The 15,123-nt window shown below is 62.8% G+C and carries 12 protein-coding genes; 3 read left to right on the forward strand and 9 right to left on the reverse strand.

The window, feature by feature from the left end; genetic code table 11:
* Positions 1-12: 12 nt before the first annotated feature.
* The 9 genes from bamA to rpsB all read right to left on the reverse strand — a co-directional run bounded on the left by bamA (position 13) and on the right by rpsB (position 9,910).
* Positions 13-2,373 carry an outer membrane protein assembly factor BamA gene (gene bamA / locus IMX18_RS18465; RefSeq protein ID WP_013971256.1) on the reverse strand — a complete coding sequence of 787 codons (2,361 nt, stop codon included), beginning with the start codon at positions 2,371-2,373 and terminating at the stop codon, positions 13-15.
* A 74-nt stretch (positions 2,374-2,447) separates the two neighbouring features.
* The gene (rseP, locus tag IMX18_RS18470) at positions 2,448-3,800 is read right to left on the reverse strand and encodes an RIP metalloprotease RseP (protein WP_054573193.1); all 1,353 of its coding nucleotides are present in this window, start codon (positions 3,798-3,800) and stop codon (positions 2,448-2,450) included.
* Between the two features lie 71 nt (positions 3,801-3,871).
* The gene (ispC, locus tag IMX18_RS18475; RefSeq protein WP_100412974.1) at positions 3,872-5,062 is read right to left on the reverse strand and encodes a 1-deoxy-D-xylulose-5-phosphate reductoisomerase; all 1,191 of its coding nucleotides are present in this window, start codon (positions 5,060-5,062) and stop codon (positions 3,872-3,874) included.
* Positions 5,059-5,874: a phosphatidate cytidylyltransferase gene (locus IMX18_RS18480; RefSeq protein WP_013971253.1), complete on the reverse strand. Its 816-nt coding sequence runs from the start codon at positions 5,872-5,874 to the stop codon at positions 5,059-5,061. The genes ispC and IMX18_RS18480 overlap by 4 nt, the downstream gene beginning before the upstream one ends.
* Positions 5,874-6,629, reverse strand: a complete 756-nt coding sequence (gene uppS, locus IMX18_RS18485) for a polyprenyl diphosphate synthase (protein ID WP_013971252.1) — start codon at positions 6,627-6,629, stop codon at positions 5,874-5,876. The genes IMX18_RS18480 and uppS overlap by 1 nt, the downstream gene beginning before the upstream one ends.
* Before the next feature lie 15 nt (positions 6,630-6,644).
* Positions 6,645-7,202 carry a ribosome recycling factor gene (gene frr / locus IMX18_RS18490; RefSeq protein WP_004375414.1) on the reverse strand — a complete coding sequence of 186 codons (558 nt, stop codon included), beginning with the start codon at positions 7,200-7,202 and terminating at the stop codon, positions 6,645-6,647.
* The gene (pyrH, locus tag IMX18_RS18495) at positions 7,199-7,942 is read right to left on the reverse strand and encodes a UMP kinase (RefSeq protein ID WP_003252294.1); all 744 of its coding nucleotides are present in this window, start codon (positions 7,940-7,942) and stop codon (positions 7,199-7,201) included. The genes frr and pyrH overlap by 4 nt, the downstream gene beginning before the upstream one ends.
* A gap of 180 nt (positions 7,943-8,122) precedes the next feature.
* Entirely contained in the window at positions 8,123-8,986 is an 864-nt protein-coding gene (tsf, locus tag IMX18_RS18500; protein WP_015269193.1) for a translation elongation factor Ts, read from the reverse strand.
* Between the two features lie 186 nt (positions 8,987-9,172).
* Entirely contained in the window at positions 9,173-9,910 is a 738-nt protein-coding gene (gene rpsB / locus IMX18_RS18505) for a 30S ribosomal protein S2 (RefSeq protein ID WP_003252287.1), read from the reverse strand.
* A gap of 346 nt (positions 9,911-10,256) precedes the next feature.
* Here rpsB and map point away from each other — a divergent pair, with 346 nt between their 5' ends.
* Genes map through dapC form a run of 3 tightly spaced genes read left to right on the forward strand, consistent with a single transcriptional unit; the run spans position 10,257 to position 15,010 of the window.
* Positions 10,257-11,039: a type I methionyl aminopeptidase gene (gene map, locus IMX18_RS18510; protein ID WP_004375406.1), complete on the forward strand. Its 783-nt coding sequence runs from the start codon at positions 10,257-10,259 to the stop codon at positions 11,037-11,039.
* Between the two features lie 41 nt (positions 11,040-11,080).
* Positions 11,081-13,783, forward strand: coding sequence for a [protein-PII] uridylyltransferase (locus IMX18_RS18515; RefSeq protein ID WP_054573194.1), 2,703 nt, complete (start codon positions 11,081-11,083; stop codon positions 13,781-13,783).
* Positions 13,784-13,813: 30 nt separating this feature from the next.
* Positions 13,814-15,010 carry a succinyldiaminopimelate transaminase gene (gene dapC, locus IMX18_RS18520; RefSeq protein WP_015269191.1) on the forward strand — a complete coding sequence of 399 codons (1,197 nt, stop codon included), beginning with the start codon at positions 13,814-13,816 and terminating at the stop codon, positions 15,008-15,010.
* Positions 15,011-15,123: the final 113 nt, after the last annotated feature.

Raw genomic sequence — 15,123 nt, forward strand, 5'->3', positions numbered from 1 at the left:
CGAGGGCCGACCTCAGAAGGTCTGGCCCAGAGAGAATTGGAACACCTGGGTGTCGGCATCGTCCGGCTTCTTGACCGGCATTGCCAGGCTGAAGCTCAGCGGGCCCAGTGCGGTGATCCAGGTCACGCCCAGGCCGACCGAGCTGGCCATACCCGAGAAACCGACCTTCTCGCAATCAGGCTGGTTGCCGCAATTGGTGTCGAACACGTTACCCACATCCCAGAACACGGACGTGCGCAGCGAACGCTGATCCTTGACGAATGGCAGCGGGAACAGCAGCTCCACACCACCTTGTACCAGCACGTTGCCACCAAACGGCAACGGATCCTGGTCCGGGTCGGCGATGGTGCCTGGCTTGCCACCGTTGGCCTCGCCGCGGCTTGGGGTACTGCGTGGGCCCAGGCTGCTGTCCTTGAAGCCACGGACGGAGTTGAAGCCACCCGCGAAATAGTTCTCGTAGAACGGCAGGCCGGAGGTGCTGCCGTAACCATCACCATAGCCCAGCTCGGTGTGCAGGCGCAGGGTGTAGTCGTTGGTAATCGGCTTGAACAGCTGGCCGCGATAGTCGAGCTTGAAGAACGACAGGTCGCTGCCCGGAATGGTGGATTCCAGGGTCAGGCTTTGCGAGTGACCACGGGTCGCCAGCACGCCTTTGTTCAGGGTCGACTCCGACCAGCCGATCGAGGCCTTGAAGTTCAGGAAGCTGTCGCCTTCCTCTTCGAGGAAATCGAAGATCTCGTCAACGGTGTACTTGCCGGTCTTGATCTTGTCCTGCTGCACGCTCAGGCCATAGGTCAGGCGCGAGGTCTCGCTGATCGGGTAGCCGAGGCTGACGCCTGCACCGTAGCTGTCCACCGCGTAGCTGGCCACGTCGACGTCGAGGTCGTCGTAGTCGGTGCTGCGGTAGAAGGCGTTGTAACCCAGGCTCACGCCATCGGCAGTGAAGTAGGGGTCAACGAAGCCGAAGTTGTAGCGGGTCTGGTATTCCGAACGGGTCAGGCCGATGGATACCTTGTTACCGGTACCGAGGAAGTTGCTCTGGCTGATCGAACCACCGAGGATCAGGCCGGCGCTCTGGGCGAAACCGACGCTGGCGGTGATCGAGCCGGAGGCCTGTTCCTCGACGCTGTAGTTGACGTCGACCTGGTCGTCGGTGCCCGGCACCGGCGGGGTCTCGACGTTCACTTCCTTGAAGAAGCCCAGGCGTTCCAGGCGGGTCTTGGACTGGTCGATCAGGTAGGTCGAGGCCCAGCCGCCTTCCATCTGGCGCATTTCGCGACGCAGCACTTCGTCTTCGGTCTTGGTGTTGCCGCGGTAGTTGATGCGGTTGACGTAGGCACGCTTGCCCGGGTCGACCACGAACATGATGTCGACGGTGTGGTCTTCATCGTTCGGCTGCGGCACACCGTTGACGTTGGCGAAGGTGTAGCCTTCGTTACCCAGGCGGCGGGTGATCAGCTCGGAGGTGCTGGTCATCACCTTGCGCGAGAACACCTGGCCAGGCTGCACCAGCAGCAGCGACTTGACCTGATCTTCCGGCACCTTCAGGTCACCGGACAGCTTCACGTCACGGACGGTGTACTTCTCGCCTTCGTTGATATTGACGGTGATGTAGACGTGTTTCTTGTCCGGCGTGATGGACACCTGGGTGGAGGCGATGTCCATGTTGATGTAGCCGCGGTCCAGGTAGTAGGAACGCAGGCGCTCCAGGTCACCGGAGAGCTTTTCGCGGGCGTACTTGTCGTCGTTCTTGAAGAACGACAGCCAGTTGGTGGTCTTCAGCTCGAACAGCTGCGCCAGGGTCTCGTCGTCGAACACGTTGTTGCCAACGATGTTGATGTGCTGAATGGCGGCGACGGTGCCTTCGTTGATCTTGATCTTCAGCGCCACGCGGTTGCGCGGCTGCGGCACCACCTCGGCGTCGACCTCGGCCGAATAGCGGCCCTGGGCCACGTATTGGCGCTGCAGTTCGTTACGCACACCTTCGAGGGTGGCACGCTGGAAGATCTCGCCTTCGGCCAGGCCGGATTGCTTCAGGCCTTTCATCAGGTCTTCGGTGCTGATTGCCTTGTTGCCTTCGATCTCGATGCTCGACACCGACGGGCGTTCGACCACGTTGATGATCAGGACATTGCCATCGCGGTTCAGCTGAATGTCCTGGAAGAAGCCGGTCTTGAACAGGGAACGGGTCGACTCCACCAGTCGGCGGTCATCGGCCTGGTCGCCGACGTTCAGCGGCAAGGCACCGAAGACACTGCCGGCGGAAACCCGCTGCAGGCCGTTGACGCGGATATCGGAGATGGTGAAGGACTCGGCGTGAACTTCAGCGATCATCAGTGCGGACATGACCGCAGTTAGCAGCAGACGTTTCATGAAGTCCTTTTATTCCAACTGGCAATAAACAGCCCGCCGCGACAAGACGGCAGGTTTCGCAATTGAGCGAAGCTTTATAGTCGACCCAGATCGTTGATCAGGGCGAGCAACATCACCCCTATGACCAAACTGATACCGATCTGGACCCCCCAACCTTGCACCCGATCCGACAGCGGACGACCGCGCACCCACTCGACCAGGTAAAACAGCAAATGCCCCCCATCCAGAACCGGGATGGGCAGCAGGTTAAGAACCCCCAGGCTTATGCTCAGGTAGGCCAGGAAATTCAGGAAATCCCCCACGCCGGACTGGGCTGAAGCGCCCGCCACTTTAGCAATGGTTATCGGTCCGCTCAAGTTTTTTACCGAGAGCTCCCCGAACAGCATTTTCTTCAGCGATTCAAGGGTCAGGACGCTCATGTTCCAGGTGCGTGACAAGCCCTCACTCACCGCATCCAGCGGGCCGTAGCTGACTTCGCGAAGCATGTTGGCAGGCCATTCGCCACCTTTTACCCCGGCGCCCAGATAGCCGCCGGCCGCCTTGCCCTCGCCCTTGCGCGCCAGGGTGACCGGGACGTCCAGCGCAGCACCATCGCGCTCGACACGCACAAGAACCTTGGCTTGCGGGCGGGCCCGCACGGCATCGACCACCTGCTGCCATTCGCTCACTGCCACGCCATCGAGGGCCAGCAGCTTGTCACCGGTTTTCAGGCCCGCAGCGGCAGCCGGCCCCTTCGGATCGATCTCGGCCAACACCGGCAAGATCGCCGGGCGCCAAGGGTGCAGCCCAAGGGACTGGATCGGGTCCGGCTCGTCGGCGCCCTTGAGCCAGCTGTCCAGCTTCACCTGCAGCTGGCGCTCGGCGCTGGTGCCCTCTTCACGCACGCCAATCTGCAAGGTGCCGCTCTCGCCCAGGCGGCGAACCAGTTGCAGGTTGACCGCAGACCAACCATTGGTCGGCTTGCCGTCGATGGAGACGATTTCCTGACCTGCGGTCAGGCCTGCCGATGCTGCCAGGCTGCCCGCATCGACCGCGCCGATCACCGGGCGGATCTGCTGGGTACCCAGCATCGCCAGCACCCAGAAGAACAGGATGGCCAGCAGGAAGTTGGCAACCGGGCCCGCCGCGACGATCGCGATGCGCTGGCGCACGGACTTGCGGTTGAACGACTGCTCGATCAGCGCCGGCGGCACGTCCCCCTCGCGCTCGTCGAGCATCTTGACGTAGCCACCCAGCGGGATCGCCGCGACCACAAACTCGGTGCCATGGCGGTCATGCCAGCGCAGCAGCGGCGTGCCGAAGCCCACCGAGAAGCGCAGCACCTTGACACCGCAGCGGCGTGCCACCCAGAAGTGGCCGAATTCATGGAAAGTGACCAGTACACCCAAGGCTACGAGGGTGCCGATAATCATGTAGAGCGCTGTCATATCCATCTCCGAATGATGTTCAGCGGGCTGGCATCATGCCCAGCCCCCTCGTGAACCGTGGCGGGCCTGCATCAGCGACCGTGACGCCTCAGCCACTCACGGGAAAGCTCCCGGGCACGCTGGTCGGCGGCGAACACCGCGTCCAGCGACGGCAGCGGTACGACGGGCTCCTGATCGAGCACCTGTTCGATCATACCCGCGATCTCCGGGAAGCGGATACGCCGCTGGAGAAATGCCTCGACTGCGACCTCGTTTGCCGCATTGAGCACGGCCGGTGCGCTGTTGCCGGCCTCGGCAGCCTGCCGCGCCAGGCGCAGGCAAGGGAAGCGCTGTTCGTCGGGCGCCTGGAAGTCCAGACGGGCGATGCCGAACAGGTCCAGCGGCGCCACCCCGGAATCGATCCGCTCGGGCCAGGCCAGGGCGTTGGCGATGGGTGTGCGCATGTCCGGGTTACCCAACTGCGCCAGCACCGAACCGTCCACATAATCCACCAGGGAGTGGATCACGCTCTGCGGGTGCACCACCACCTCGACCTTGGCCGGTGCAGCATCGAACAACCAGCAGGCTTCGATCAACTCCAGGCCCTTGTTCATCATGCTGGCCGAATCCACGGAAATCTTGCGCCCCATGGACCAGTTGGGGTGCGCGCAGGCCTGTTCCGGGGTGACGTCCAGCAACGCCTCGACGGGCGTCTCACGGAACGGGCCACCGGAGGCGGTGAGCAGGATCCGGCGCACGCCGACGGCACTCAGGCCGCGCGCGTAGTCGCCGGGCATGCACTGGAAGATCGCATTGTGCTCGCTGTCGATCGGCAACAGCACGGCACCACTGCGCCGCACCGCCTCCATGAACAGCGCGCCGGACATCACCAGCGCCTCCTTGTTGGCCAGCAACACCTTCTTGCCCGCCTCGACCGCCGCCAGGGTGGGGCGCAGGCCGGCGGCGCCGACGATGGACGCCATCACCGCGTCCACTTCCGACGCAGAAGCCACCTGGCACAACCCGGCCTCGCCTTCCAGCACCTCGGTGGCGCAACCTGCCGCAACCAGGCTTTCGCGCAGTCGCGCGGCCGCCTCGGCATTCGGTACCACGGCGAATGTCGGCCGATGGCGCACGCACAGCGCAAGCAATTCGTCGATACGCGAATAGCCACTCAGGGCGAACACCTGATAACGGTCGGGATGGCGCGCGATGACATCCAGCGTGCTCAGGCCGATGGAGCCGGTGGCCCCGAGCACGGTAATACGCTGCGGACGGCTCACATCACACCCCATTCGGCGGCCCATAGCAGCACGGCGAAAATCGGGATCGCCGCAGTCAGGCTGTCGATGCGATCGAGTACCCCACCATGGCCAGGCAACAGGTTGCTGCTGTCCTTGATGCCGGAACGGCGCTTGAACATGCTTTCGGTCAGGTCACCGACCACCGAAGACATGACCACCAGGGCTGCACTCAGCAGGCCCAGCAGAATCTGGCCGAAGCCCCAGTCGCGACTGATGCCGACCACCAGGGTAATCACCAGGCTGACCGCCAGGCCGCCATACACGCCTTCCCAGCTTTTGCCAGGGCTCACCTGAGGCGCCAGCTTGCGCTTGCCGAAGGCACGGCCGGAGAAGTACGCGCCAATATCGGCAGCCCACACCAGCACCATGACCGACAGGATCAGCCAGTTACCCAGCGGCCAGTGCTTGAGCAGCACCAGACCCTGCCAGGCCGGCAGCAAAACCAGCAGGCCGATCAGCAACCGGCAGGCTGCACTGGCCCACAGCTCGCTACTACGTGGATAGGTAAGCACCAGCCAGGTGGCCAACCCCCACCAGATCACCGCAGCGCCCAGCACCCAGGGCGCCAGCTCCGGAAGGATGTACAGCAGCATCAGCGCTCCGGCGACGACCACGGCATAGGCGATGCGCAGCGGCTGGGCCATGAGCCCGGCCAGACGCGCCCACTCCCAGGCGCCGAGGGTCACCACGAAGCCGATGAACAGGGCGAAGTCCCCACCGTTGAGCAGGAAGAAGCCACCCAGCGCGATCGGCAGCAGGATCAGCGCGGTAATGATGCGTTGTTTAAGCATTAAGCACGAGCTCCAGCCTCGACCTGCTCGCTGGTCTTACCGAAGCGGCGCTGGCGCGAAGCGAAATCGGCCAGGGCGGTGCGCATGGCCTCGTGTTTGAAGTCCGGCCAGTACAGGTCGGAGAAGTACAGCTCGGCGTAGGCCAGCTGCCACAACAGGAAGTTGCTGATGCGGTGCTCGCCACCGGTGCGGATGCACAGGTCCGGCAGCGGCAGCTCGCCGGTTGCCAGGCAGGTCTGCAGCAGGCCCGGGGTGATGTCTTCCGGGCGCAGGTGCCCGGCTTGCACTTCCCGCGCCAGCCGCTGGGCGGCCTGGGCGATATCCCACTGGCCACCGTAGTTGGCCGCGATCTGCAAGATAAAGCGATTGTTGCCGGCAGTCAGTGCCTCGGCCTCACGCATGGCGGCCTGCAGCTCGGGATGGAAGCGCGAACGGTCACCGATGATACGCAGACTGATGTTGTTCTCGTTGAGGCGTTTGGCCTCGCGGCGCAGGGCCGAGAAGAACAGTTCCATCAGCGCACCGACCTCTTCGGCGGGACGCTGCCAGTTCTCGCTGGAGAAGGCGAACAGGGTCAGCACCTCGACCCCGGATTCGGCACAGACTTCGATGACCGCGCGAACGGCGTCTACACCCGCCTTGTGCCCGGCAACGCCGGGCAACAGGCGCTTTTTCGCCCAGCGGTTGTTGCCATCCATGATGATCGCGACATGACGCGGCACCGAGGACGGCGCCGCTGGCTTGGTCTTTTCCATTAAAAAGCCCCGGCCTTAGACGGCCATCAGGTCCTTTTCCTTGGCTTTGAAGGCTGCATCGACTTCGGCAACGTACTTGTCGGTCAGCTTCTGGATCTCGTCAGCGGCGCGACGCTCTTCGTCTTCGCTGATTTCCTTGTCCTTGGTCAGCTTCTTCAGGTCGGCCAGAGCGTCACGGCGCACATTGCGCACGGCTACCTTGGCATCCTCGGCAACGCCGCTGGCCTGCTTGGTGTAGCCCTTGCGGGTTTCCTCGGTCAGGGCCGGCATCGGCACACGAATGGTGGTGCCGGCGCTGGACGGGTTCAGGCCCAGGTCGGAGGTGAGGATGGCCTTTTCGATGGCAGCACTGAGGTTCTTGTCGTGGGCGACGATCTTCAGGGTGCGGGCATCTTCGACGGTGATCGCGGCCACCTGGTTCAGTGGCATCTCGCTACCCCAGGCAGTGACCTTGACGCTGTCCAGGATGCTTGGGTGGGCGCGACCGGTGCGGATTGCCGCGAGGTTGCGAGCCAGGGCTTCGATAGACTTGCCCATGCGCTCCTGCGCGTCTTTCTTGATGTCGTTGATCATGCTTGGCCTTCCTCGATCAGAGTACCTTCAGCGCCACCCACCACGATGTTCAGCAGGGCGCCAGGCTTGTTCATGTTGAATACCCGCAATGGCATCTTGTGGTCACGGCACAGGCAGATTGCGGTCAGGTCCATCACACCCAGCTTGCGATCCAGGACCTCGTCGTAGGTCAGGTGATCGAACTTCTCGGCATGCGGGTCCTTGAATGGATCGGCAGTGTACACACCATCGACCTTGGTCGCCTTCAGCACCACGTCGGCATCGATTTCGATGGCGCGCAGGCAGGCGGCGGAGTCGGTGGTGAAGAACGGGTTGCCGGTACCGGCGGAGAAAATTACCACATCCCCGGAGTTGAGGTGGCGAATAGCTTTGCGACGATCGTAATGATCGGTGACACCGACCATGGAAATGGCCGACATGACCAGGGCCGGGATGTTCGAGCGCTCCAGCGCGTCGCGCATGGCCAGGCCGTTCATCACGGTAGCCAGCATGCCCATGTGGTCACCGGTGACGCGATCCATGCCGGCTGCGCTGAGCGCGGCGCCGCGGAACAAGTTGCCACCACCGATCACCAGGCCGACCTGGACACCGATCCCTACCAGCTGGCCAACTTCGAGGGCCATGCGATCCAGCACTTTCGGGTCGATCCCGAAGTCTTCCGAGCCCATCAGGGCCTCGCCGCTAAGTTTGAGCAAAATGCGTTTATAGCGAGGTTGGCGACCACTCACCTGCTGAGCCATTGCGAGTCTCTCCTGCGGCGTACTTTTAGAAAATTCGTGCGGGCTGTTTGCAGCCTGCTAACTGTAGCGTGGCACCGCTTCGGTGCCAGCGACGACGGGCCTTATAAACCCTTCGCCGTTTTGACAAAGAGGCTGCGCGCGTGAGCGGGCAGCCTCTTTGGGGCGACAGACGGGGCTGTCTTACTGCTTGGCAGCAGCGACCTGAGCGGCAACTTCAGCAGCGAAGTCGTCGACTGGCTTCTCGATGCCTTCGCCTACCTTGAAGTAGGTGAAGGAAACGATTTCAGCGCCGGCTTTCTTGGCCAGATCGCCAACCTTGACTTCCGGGTTCATGACGAAGGCTTGCTCGACCAGCGAGGCTTCGGCCAGGAACTTCGAGATACGACCTTTGATCATGTTCTCGACGATGTTTTCCGGCTTGCCGGCGATCTTGTCAGCGTTCAGCTGCAGGAAGACGCCCTTCTCGCGCTCGATGGCTTCGGCCGATACTTCCGACGGCAGCAGGAACTCAGGGTTCGAAGCTGCAACGTGCATGGCGATGTTCTTGGCCAGATCGACGTCGCCGCCTTTCAGGACAACGGCAGCGCCGATCTTGTTGCCGTGCAGGTAGGCACCGACAACGTCACCTTCAACGCGCACCAGGCGACGGATGTTGACGTTCTCGCCGCACTTGGCAACCAGGGCTTCACGAGCAGCTTCACGCGAAGCGATCAGCGGAGCAGCGTCGGTCAGCTTCTGGGCGAAGGCTTCTTCGATGCTGTCGGCAACGAAGTTCTTGAAGTCGTCTTGCAGGGCCAGGAAGTCGGTCTGCGAGTTCACTTCCAGCAGGACGGCGGATTTACCGTCGGTCTTGACGGCGATAGCGCCTTCAGCAGCGACGTTGCCAGCCTTTTTGGCGGCCTTGATGGCGCCCGAGGCACGCATGTCGTCAATGGCTTTTTCGATGTCGCCGCCGGCCTTTTCCAGGGCCTTCTTGCAATCCATCATGCCTTCGCCGGTACGCTCGCGCAGTTCTTTGACCAGCGCTGCAGTAATTGCTGCCATTTCAAAATCCTCTTGGAAAGTTTTTCAACCATTCCACCCGTTCGTCACGGGCGTTCAATTCTGCAAATCCACTGTGTTTATCTCAGCGGGCCCATGATGCGGGGCCGATGCTGACAGCAGGATTTCAAGGTGGCAAAAAGGGGGCAGAGCCCCCTTTTTGCGTGCCAAGTCGACGCTAGCGTCTAATTACTCGGCAGCAGGTGCAGCCGCTTCTTCAGCGTAAACTTCGGTGCCGCCGGCAACGTTGTTGCGGCCGCGGATGACTGCGTCAGCCATCGAAGTCATGTACAGCTCGATAGCGCGGATGGCGTCATCGTTACCTGGGATGATGTAGTCAACACCTTCCGGGCTGCTGTTGGTATCGACAACGCCGATTACCGGGATGCCCAGCTTGTTGGCTTCGGTGATCGCGATGCGCTCGTGATCAACGTCGATAACGAACAGAGCGTCTGGCAGACCACCCATGTCCTTGATGCCGCCCAGGCTGCGATCCAGTTTTTCCAGGTCGCGGGAGCGCATCAGGGCTTCTTTCTTGGTCAGCTTGGCGAAAGTGCCGTCTTCGGCCTGGGTTTCCAGGTCGCGCAGGCGCTTGATCGAAGCGCGGATGGTCTTGTAGTTGGTCAGCATGCCGCCCAACCAACGGTGGTCAACGTACGGCGAACCGCAACGAGCAGCTTGCTCGGCGACGATCTTGCCGGCGGAACGCTTGGTGCCGACGAACAGGATCTTGTTCTTGCCCTGGGCCAGGCGCTCTACGAACGACAGAGCGTCGTTGAACATTGGCAGGGTTTTTTCCAGGTTGACGATGTGGATCTTGTTACGCGCGCCGAAAATGTACTTGCCCATTTTCGGGTTCCAGTAACGGGTCTGGTGGCCGAAGTGCACACCGGCCTTCAGCATATCGCGCATGTTGACTTGGGACATGATAGTTCCTTGATAAGTCGGGTTGGGCCTCCACGTATCCCAATGACCAACCCGCGAATTCTGCAACTCGGGGCACCCAGGTCATCGTGTCGACACGTGTGTGGGTTAAGTGCTGACGGGGTCGTCCCCGAAAGCGGCGCATTTTATACCACAGACCGCGACCGAACGGAACCCGGATACCGTTGCGTCCGTCAGCGGTTTTTGCAGCACCCCGGCTTTCGCGCCAGAATGCCAGCTGTAGACAGCAGCATTGCCGCCTTTATCCCGACCGATCGGCGCCCTGCTCTGCTAGAATCCGGCCTTTCCCGTTTGTTCGCGCCGTGCACGGCGCTGTAGAGAGCCTGTAATGACCGTCACCATCAAGACCGCAGAAGACATCGAGAAGATGCGCATCGCCGGCCGTCTGGCCGCCGAGGTGCTGGAAATGATCGAGGAACACGTCAAGCCCGGTGTCACCACCGAAGAGCTGGACCGCCTGTGCCACGACTACATCGTCAACGTCCAGCAGGCCATCCCGGCACCGCTCAACTACAAGGGCTACCCGAAGTCGATCTGCACCTCGATCAACCATGTGGTCTGCCACGGCATCCCCAACGACAAGCCGCTCAAGGACGGTGACACGCTGAACATCGACGTCACCGTGATCAAGGACGGCTACCACGGCGATACCAGCCGCATGTTCCACGTCGGCACCGTGCCGGTATGGGCCGAGCGCCTGTCCAAGGTGACCCAGGAGTGCATGTACAAGGCCATCGAACTGGTCAAGCCGGGCTGCCGACTGGGCGACATCGGCGAAGTGATCCAGAAGCACGCTGAAAAGAACGGTTTCTCGGTGGTACGCGAGTTCTGTGGCCACGGCATCGGCAAGGTGTTCCACGAAGAGCCGCAGATCCTGCACTACGGCCGCGCCGGCACCGGCATGGAGCTGAAGGAAGGCATGACCTTCACCATCGAGCCGATGATCAACCAGGGCAAGGCCGACACCAAGGTGCTGGGCGACGGCTGGACCGCCATCACCAAGGACCGCAAACTCTCGGCCCAGTGGGAGCACACCCTGGTGGTGACCGCGACCGGCTACGAGATCTTCACCCTGCGCAAGGACGACACCATCCCGCGCACCTCGGCCTGACCGCACTCCCACAGGCCACCCTACGACAGGAACGTGACGCGATGCCCCAGGTGGACCCCGAACTGTTCGACCGCGGCCAGTTCCAGGCGGAACTGGCCCTCAAGGCGAGCCCCATCGCCGCCTTCAAGAAAGCCATCCGCCAGGCCGGCGAGGTGCTCGACAAGCGTTTCCGCAGTGGCAGCGAAATCCGCCCACTGATCGAGGCCCGCGCCTGGCTCGTCGACAACATCCTGCAACAGGCCTGGAACCAGTTCGACTGGGGTGACCAGAGCGGCATCGCCCTGGTCGCGGTGGGTGGCTACGGACGCGGCGAGCTGCACCCGCATTCGGACATCGACCTGCTGATCCTGCTGGGTGCTGCCGAACACGAGCAGTACCGCGACGCCATCGAGCGGTTTCTCACCCTGCTTTGGGACATCGGCCTGGAAGTGGGCCAGAGCGTGCGCACCGTCGACGAGTGCGCCGAGCAGGCCCGCGCCGACCTGACGGTCATCACCAACCTGATGGAAAGCCGCACCATCGCCGGCCCCGAGGCGCTGCGCCAACGCATGCTTGAGGTGACCAGCACTGCGCACATGTGGCCGAGCAAGGACTTCTTCCTGGCCAAGCGCGCCGAACTCAAGGCCCGCCATCACAAGTACAACGACACCGAGTACAACCTAGAACCCAACGTGAAAGGTTCACCCGGTGGCCTGCGCGATATCCAGACAGTGCTGTGGGTGGCCCGCCGCCAGTACGGCACCCTCAATCTGCACGCGCTGGCCGGCGAAGGCTTCCTGCTGGAAAGCGAGAACGAACTGCTGGCCTCGTCCCAGGACTTCCTGTGGAGGGTGCGCTACGCCTTGCACATGCTGGCCGGGCGCGCCGAGGATCGCCTGCTGTTCGACCATCAGCGCAGCATCGCAGCGCTGCTGGGCTACAGCGACGACAACCCCAAGCGGGCGATCGAGCAGTTCATGCAGCAGTACTACCGGGTGGTGATGAGCATCAGCCAGCTGTGCGACTTGATCATCCAGCACTTCGAGGAGGTCATCCTCGCCGATGACGACAGCGGCACCACCCAGCCGCTGAATGCGCGCTTCCGCCTGCATGATGGCTATATAGAGGCAGTCAGGCCGAACGTGTTCAGGCGCACACCGTTCGCAATGCTGGAAATCTTCGTGCTGATGGCTCAGCACCCCGAGATCAAGGGCGTACGCGCCGATACGGTGCGGCTGCTGCGCGAACACCGGCACCTGATCGACGACACTTTCCGCACCGATATCCGCAACACCAGCCTGTTCATCGAGCTGTTCAAGTGTGAAATCGGTATACACCGCAACCTGCGGCGGATGAACCGCTACGGCATCCTTGGCCGCTATCTGCCGGAGTTCGGCCTGATCGTCGGGCAGATGCAGCACGACCTGTTCCACATCTATACGGTCGATGCGCACACCCTCAACCTCATCAAGCACCTGCGCAAGCTGCAATACACCCCGGTGTCCGAGAAATTCCCGCTGGCCAGCAAGCTCATGGGCCGCCTGCCCAAGCCCGAGCTGATCTACCTGGCCGGCCTGTACCACGACATCGGCAAGGGCCGCCAGGGCGACCATTCCGAGCTGGGCGCGGTGGATGCGCAGAAGTTCTGCGAGCGCCACCAGTTGCCGGCCTGGGACAGCCGGCTGATCGTCTGGCTGGTGCTGAACCACCTGGTGATGTCGACCACCGCCCAACGCAAGGACCTGTCCGACCCTCAGGTAATCAACGATTTTGCCCTGCACGTGGGCGACGAGACACGCCTGGACTACCTGTACGTGCTGACCGTGGCCGATATCAACGCCACCAACCCCAGCCTGTGGAACTCGTGGCGGGCCAGCCTGCTGCGCCAGCTGTACACCGAGACCAAACGCGCCCTGCGCCGAGGCCTGGAAAACCCGCTGGACCGCGAAGAGCAGATTCGCCAGACCCAATCGGCGGCGCTGGATATCCTGGTGCGCGAAGGCACCGACCCGGACGATGTCGAGCAACTGTGGTCGCAGCTGGGGGATGACTACTTCCTCAAGCACACCGCTGCCGACGTGGCCTGGCACAGTGACGCGATCCTCCAGCAGCCAGCCGATGGCGGGCCGCTGGTGCTGATCAAGGAAACCACCCAGCGCGAGTTCGAGGGTGGCACGCAGATCTTCATCTATGCCCCCGACCAGCACGACTTCTTCGCCGTCACGGTGGCAGCCATGTCGCAGCTGAACCTGAACATTCATGACGCGCGAATCATCACCTCGAGCAGCCAGTTCACCCTCGACACCTACATCGTGCTGGACAACGACGGCGGCTCGATCGGCGACAACCCGCAGCGGGTCAAGCAGATTCGCGACGGCCTGACCGAAGCGCTGCGCAACCCCGAGGACTACCCGACCATCATCCAGCGCCGGGTACCGCGCCAGCTCAAGCACTTCGACTTCCCGCCACAGGTGACCATCCTCAACGATGCCCAGCGGCCGGTGACCATCCTCGAAATCACCGCGCCCGACCGCCCAGGCCTGCTGGCCCGGCTGGGGCGGATCTTCCTGGAGTTCGACCTGTCGCTGCAGAACGCCAAGATCGCCACCCTTGGCGAGCGGGTGGAAGACGTGTTCTTCATCACCGATGCCGACAACCAGCCGCTGTCCGACCCACAGCTGTGCAGCCGACTGCAGGAGGCCATCGTCCAGCAGTTGCAGGCCGGCCAGGCCAGCGATGCCAGCCCCACCCGCGTGACCTTTTAACGACTAGACGATTGACGAGACCTTGCGCCGATGAACCATGCCTTGACCCAGCTTCAGCCCTACCCGTTCGAGAAACTCCGCGCCCTGCTGGGCAGCGTGAAGCCTGCGGCGGACAAGCGCGCCATCGCGCTGTCGATCGGTGAGCCGAAGCACGAATCGCCGGTGTTCGTCGCCCAGGCCATGGCCGACAACCTCGACAAGCTGGCAGTGTACCCAAGCACCATCGGCCTGCCCGCCCTGCGCCAGGCCATTGGCCAGTGGTGCGAGCGGCGCTTCGGCGTACCGGCCGGCTGGCTGGATGCCGACCACCACATCCTGCCGGTCAACGGCACCCGTGAAGCGCTGTTCGCCTTCACCCAGGCCGTGGTCAACCGCGCCGATGACGGCCTGGTGGTCAGCCCCAACCCGTTCTACCAGATCTACGAAGGCGCAGCGCTGCTGGCCGGTGCCACCCCGCACTACCTGCCGTGCCTGGAAAGCAACGGTTTCAACCCCGACTTCGACGCCGTGCCGGCTGAAGTGTGGAAGCGTTGCCAGATCCTGTTCCTGTGCTCGCCGGGCAACCCCACCGGCGCACTGGTGCCGATGGACACCCTGAAGAAGCTGATTGCCCTGGCCGACGAGCACGACTTCGTGATTGCCGCCGACGAGTGCTACAGCGAGTTGTACTTCGACGAGGATGCCCCGCCACCAGGCCTGCTGACCGCCTGTGCGGAACTGGGCCGCAGCGACTTCAAGCGCTGCGTGGTATTCCACAGCCTGTCCAAGCGCTCCAACCTGCCGGGCCTGCGCTCGGGCTTCGTCGCCGGTGACGCCGAGATCATCAAGCCGTTCCTGCTGTACCGTACCTACCACGGCTGCGCCATGCCGGTACAAACCCAGCTGGCCAGTATCGCTGCCTGGCAGGACGAGGCGCATGTGCGTGAAAACCGCGACCAGTACCGCGCCAAGTACGACGCCGTGCTGGATATCCTGCAGCCGGTGCTGGATGTGCAGCGCCCGGATGGCAGCTTCTACCTGTGGGCCAAGGTGCCCGGCAGCGATGCCGAGTTCACCCGCGACCTGTTCGAGGCTCAGCATGTGACGGTGGTACCGGGGTCGTACCTGTCGCGTGAAGTGGATGGCGTGAACCCGGGCGCCGGGCGTGTGCGCATGGCACTGGTTGCACCGCTGGCCGAGTGCATCGAGGCGGCGGAGCGGATTCGCGAATTCCTGCAGAACCGCTGATTCGACAGGGGCCGTACAACTCTCGAGTGTTGTGCAGTACCTGTAGGAGCGGTTTTACCCGCGAACACCGGCACAGCCGGTGCCATGCACCGCGTCGCCTGATTCGCGGGTAA

This window comes from Pseudomonas shirazica, from assembly GCF_015168335.1.
In the GTDB taxonomy this organism is placed as follows: Bacteria; Pseudomonadota; Gammaproteobacteria; order Pseudomonadales; family Pseudomonadaceae; genus Aquipseudomonas; species Aquipseudomonas asiatica.

Bases quoted from the DNA above. Each gene is read 5' to 3' on its own strand.
- bamA (WP_013971256.1), bottom strand. From the start codon at position 2,373: ATGAAACGTCTGCTGCTAACTGCGGTCATGTCCGCACTGATGATCGCT.
- rseP (WP_054573193.1), bottom strand. From the start codon at position 3,800: ATGACAGCGCTCTACATGATTATCGGCACCCTCGTAGCCTTGGGTGTA.
- IMX18_RS18480 (WP_013971253.1), bottom strand. From the start codon at position 5,874: ATGCTTAAACAACGCATCATTACCGCGCTGATCCTGCTGCCGATCGCG.
- uppS (WP_013971252.1), bottom strand. From the start codon at position 6,629: ATGGAAAAGACCAAGCCAGCGGCGCCGTCCTCGGTGCCGCGTCATGTC.
- frr (WP_004375414.1), bottom strand. From the start codon at position 7,202: ATGATCAACGACATCAAGAAAGACGCGCAGGAGCGCATGGGCAAGTCT.
- pyrH (WP_003252294.1), bottom strand. From the start codon at position 7,942: ATGGCTCAGCAGGTGAGTGGTCGCCAACCTCGCTATAAACGCATTTTG.
- tsf (WP_015269193.1), bottom strand. From the start codon at position 8,986: ATGGCAGCAATTACTGCAGCGCTGGTCAAAGAACTGCGCGAGCGTACC.
- rpsB (WP_003252287.1), bottom strand. From the start codon at position 9,910: ATGTCCCAAGTCAACATGCGCGATATGCTGAAGGCCGGTGTGCACTTC.
- map (WP_004375406.1), top strand. From the start codon at position 10,257: ATGACCGTCACCATCAAGACCGCAGAAGACATCGAGAAGATGCGCATC.
- IMX18_RS18515 (WP_054573194.1), top strand. From the start codon at position 11,081: ATGCCCCAGGTGGACCCCGAACTGTTCGACCGCGGCCAGTTCCAGGCG.
- dapC (WP_015269191.1), top strand. From the start codon at position 13,814: ATGAACCATGCCTTGACCCAGCTTCAGCCCTACCCGTTCGAGAAACTC.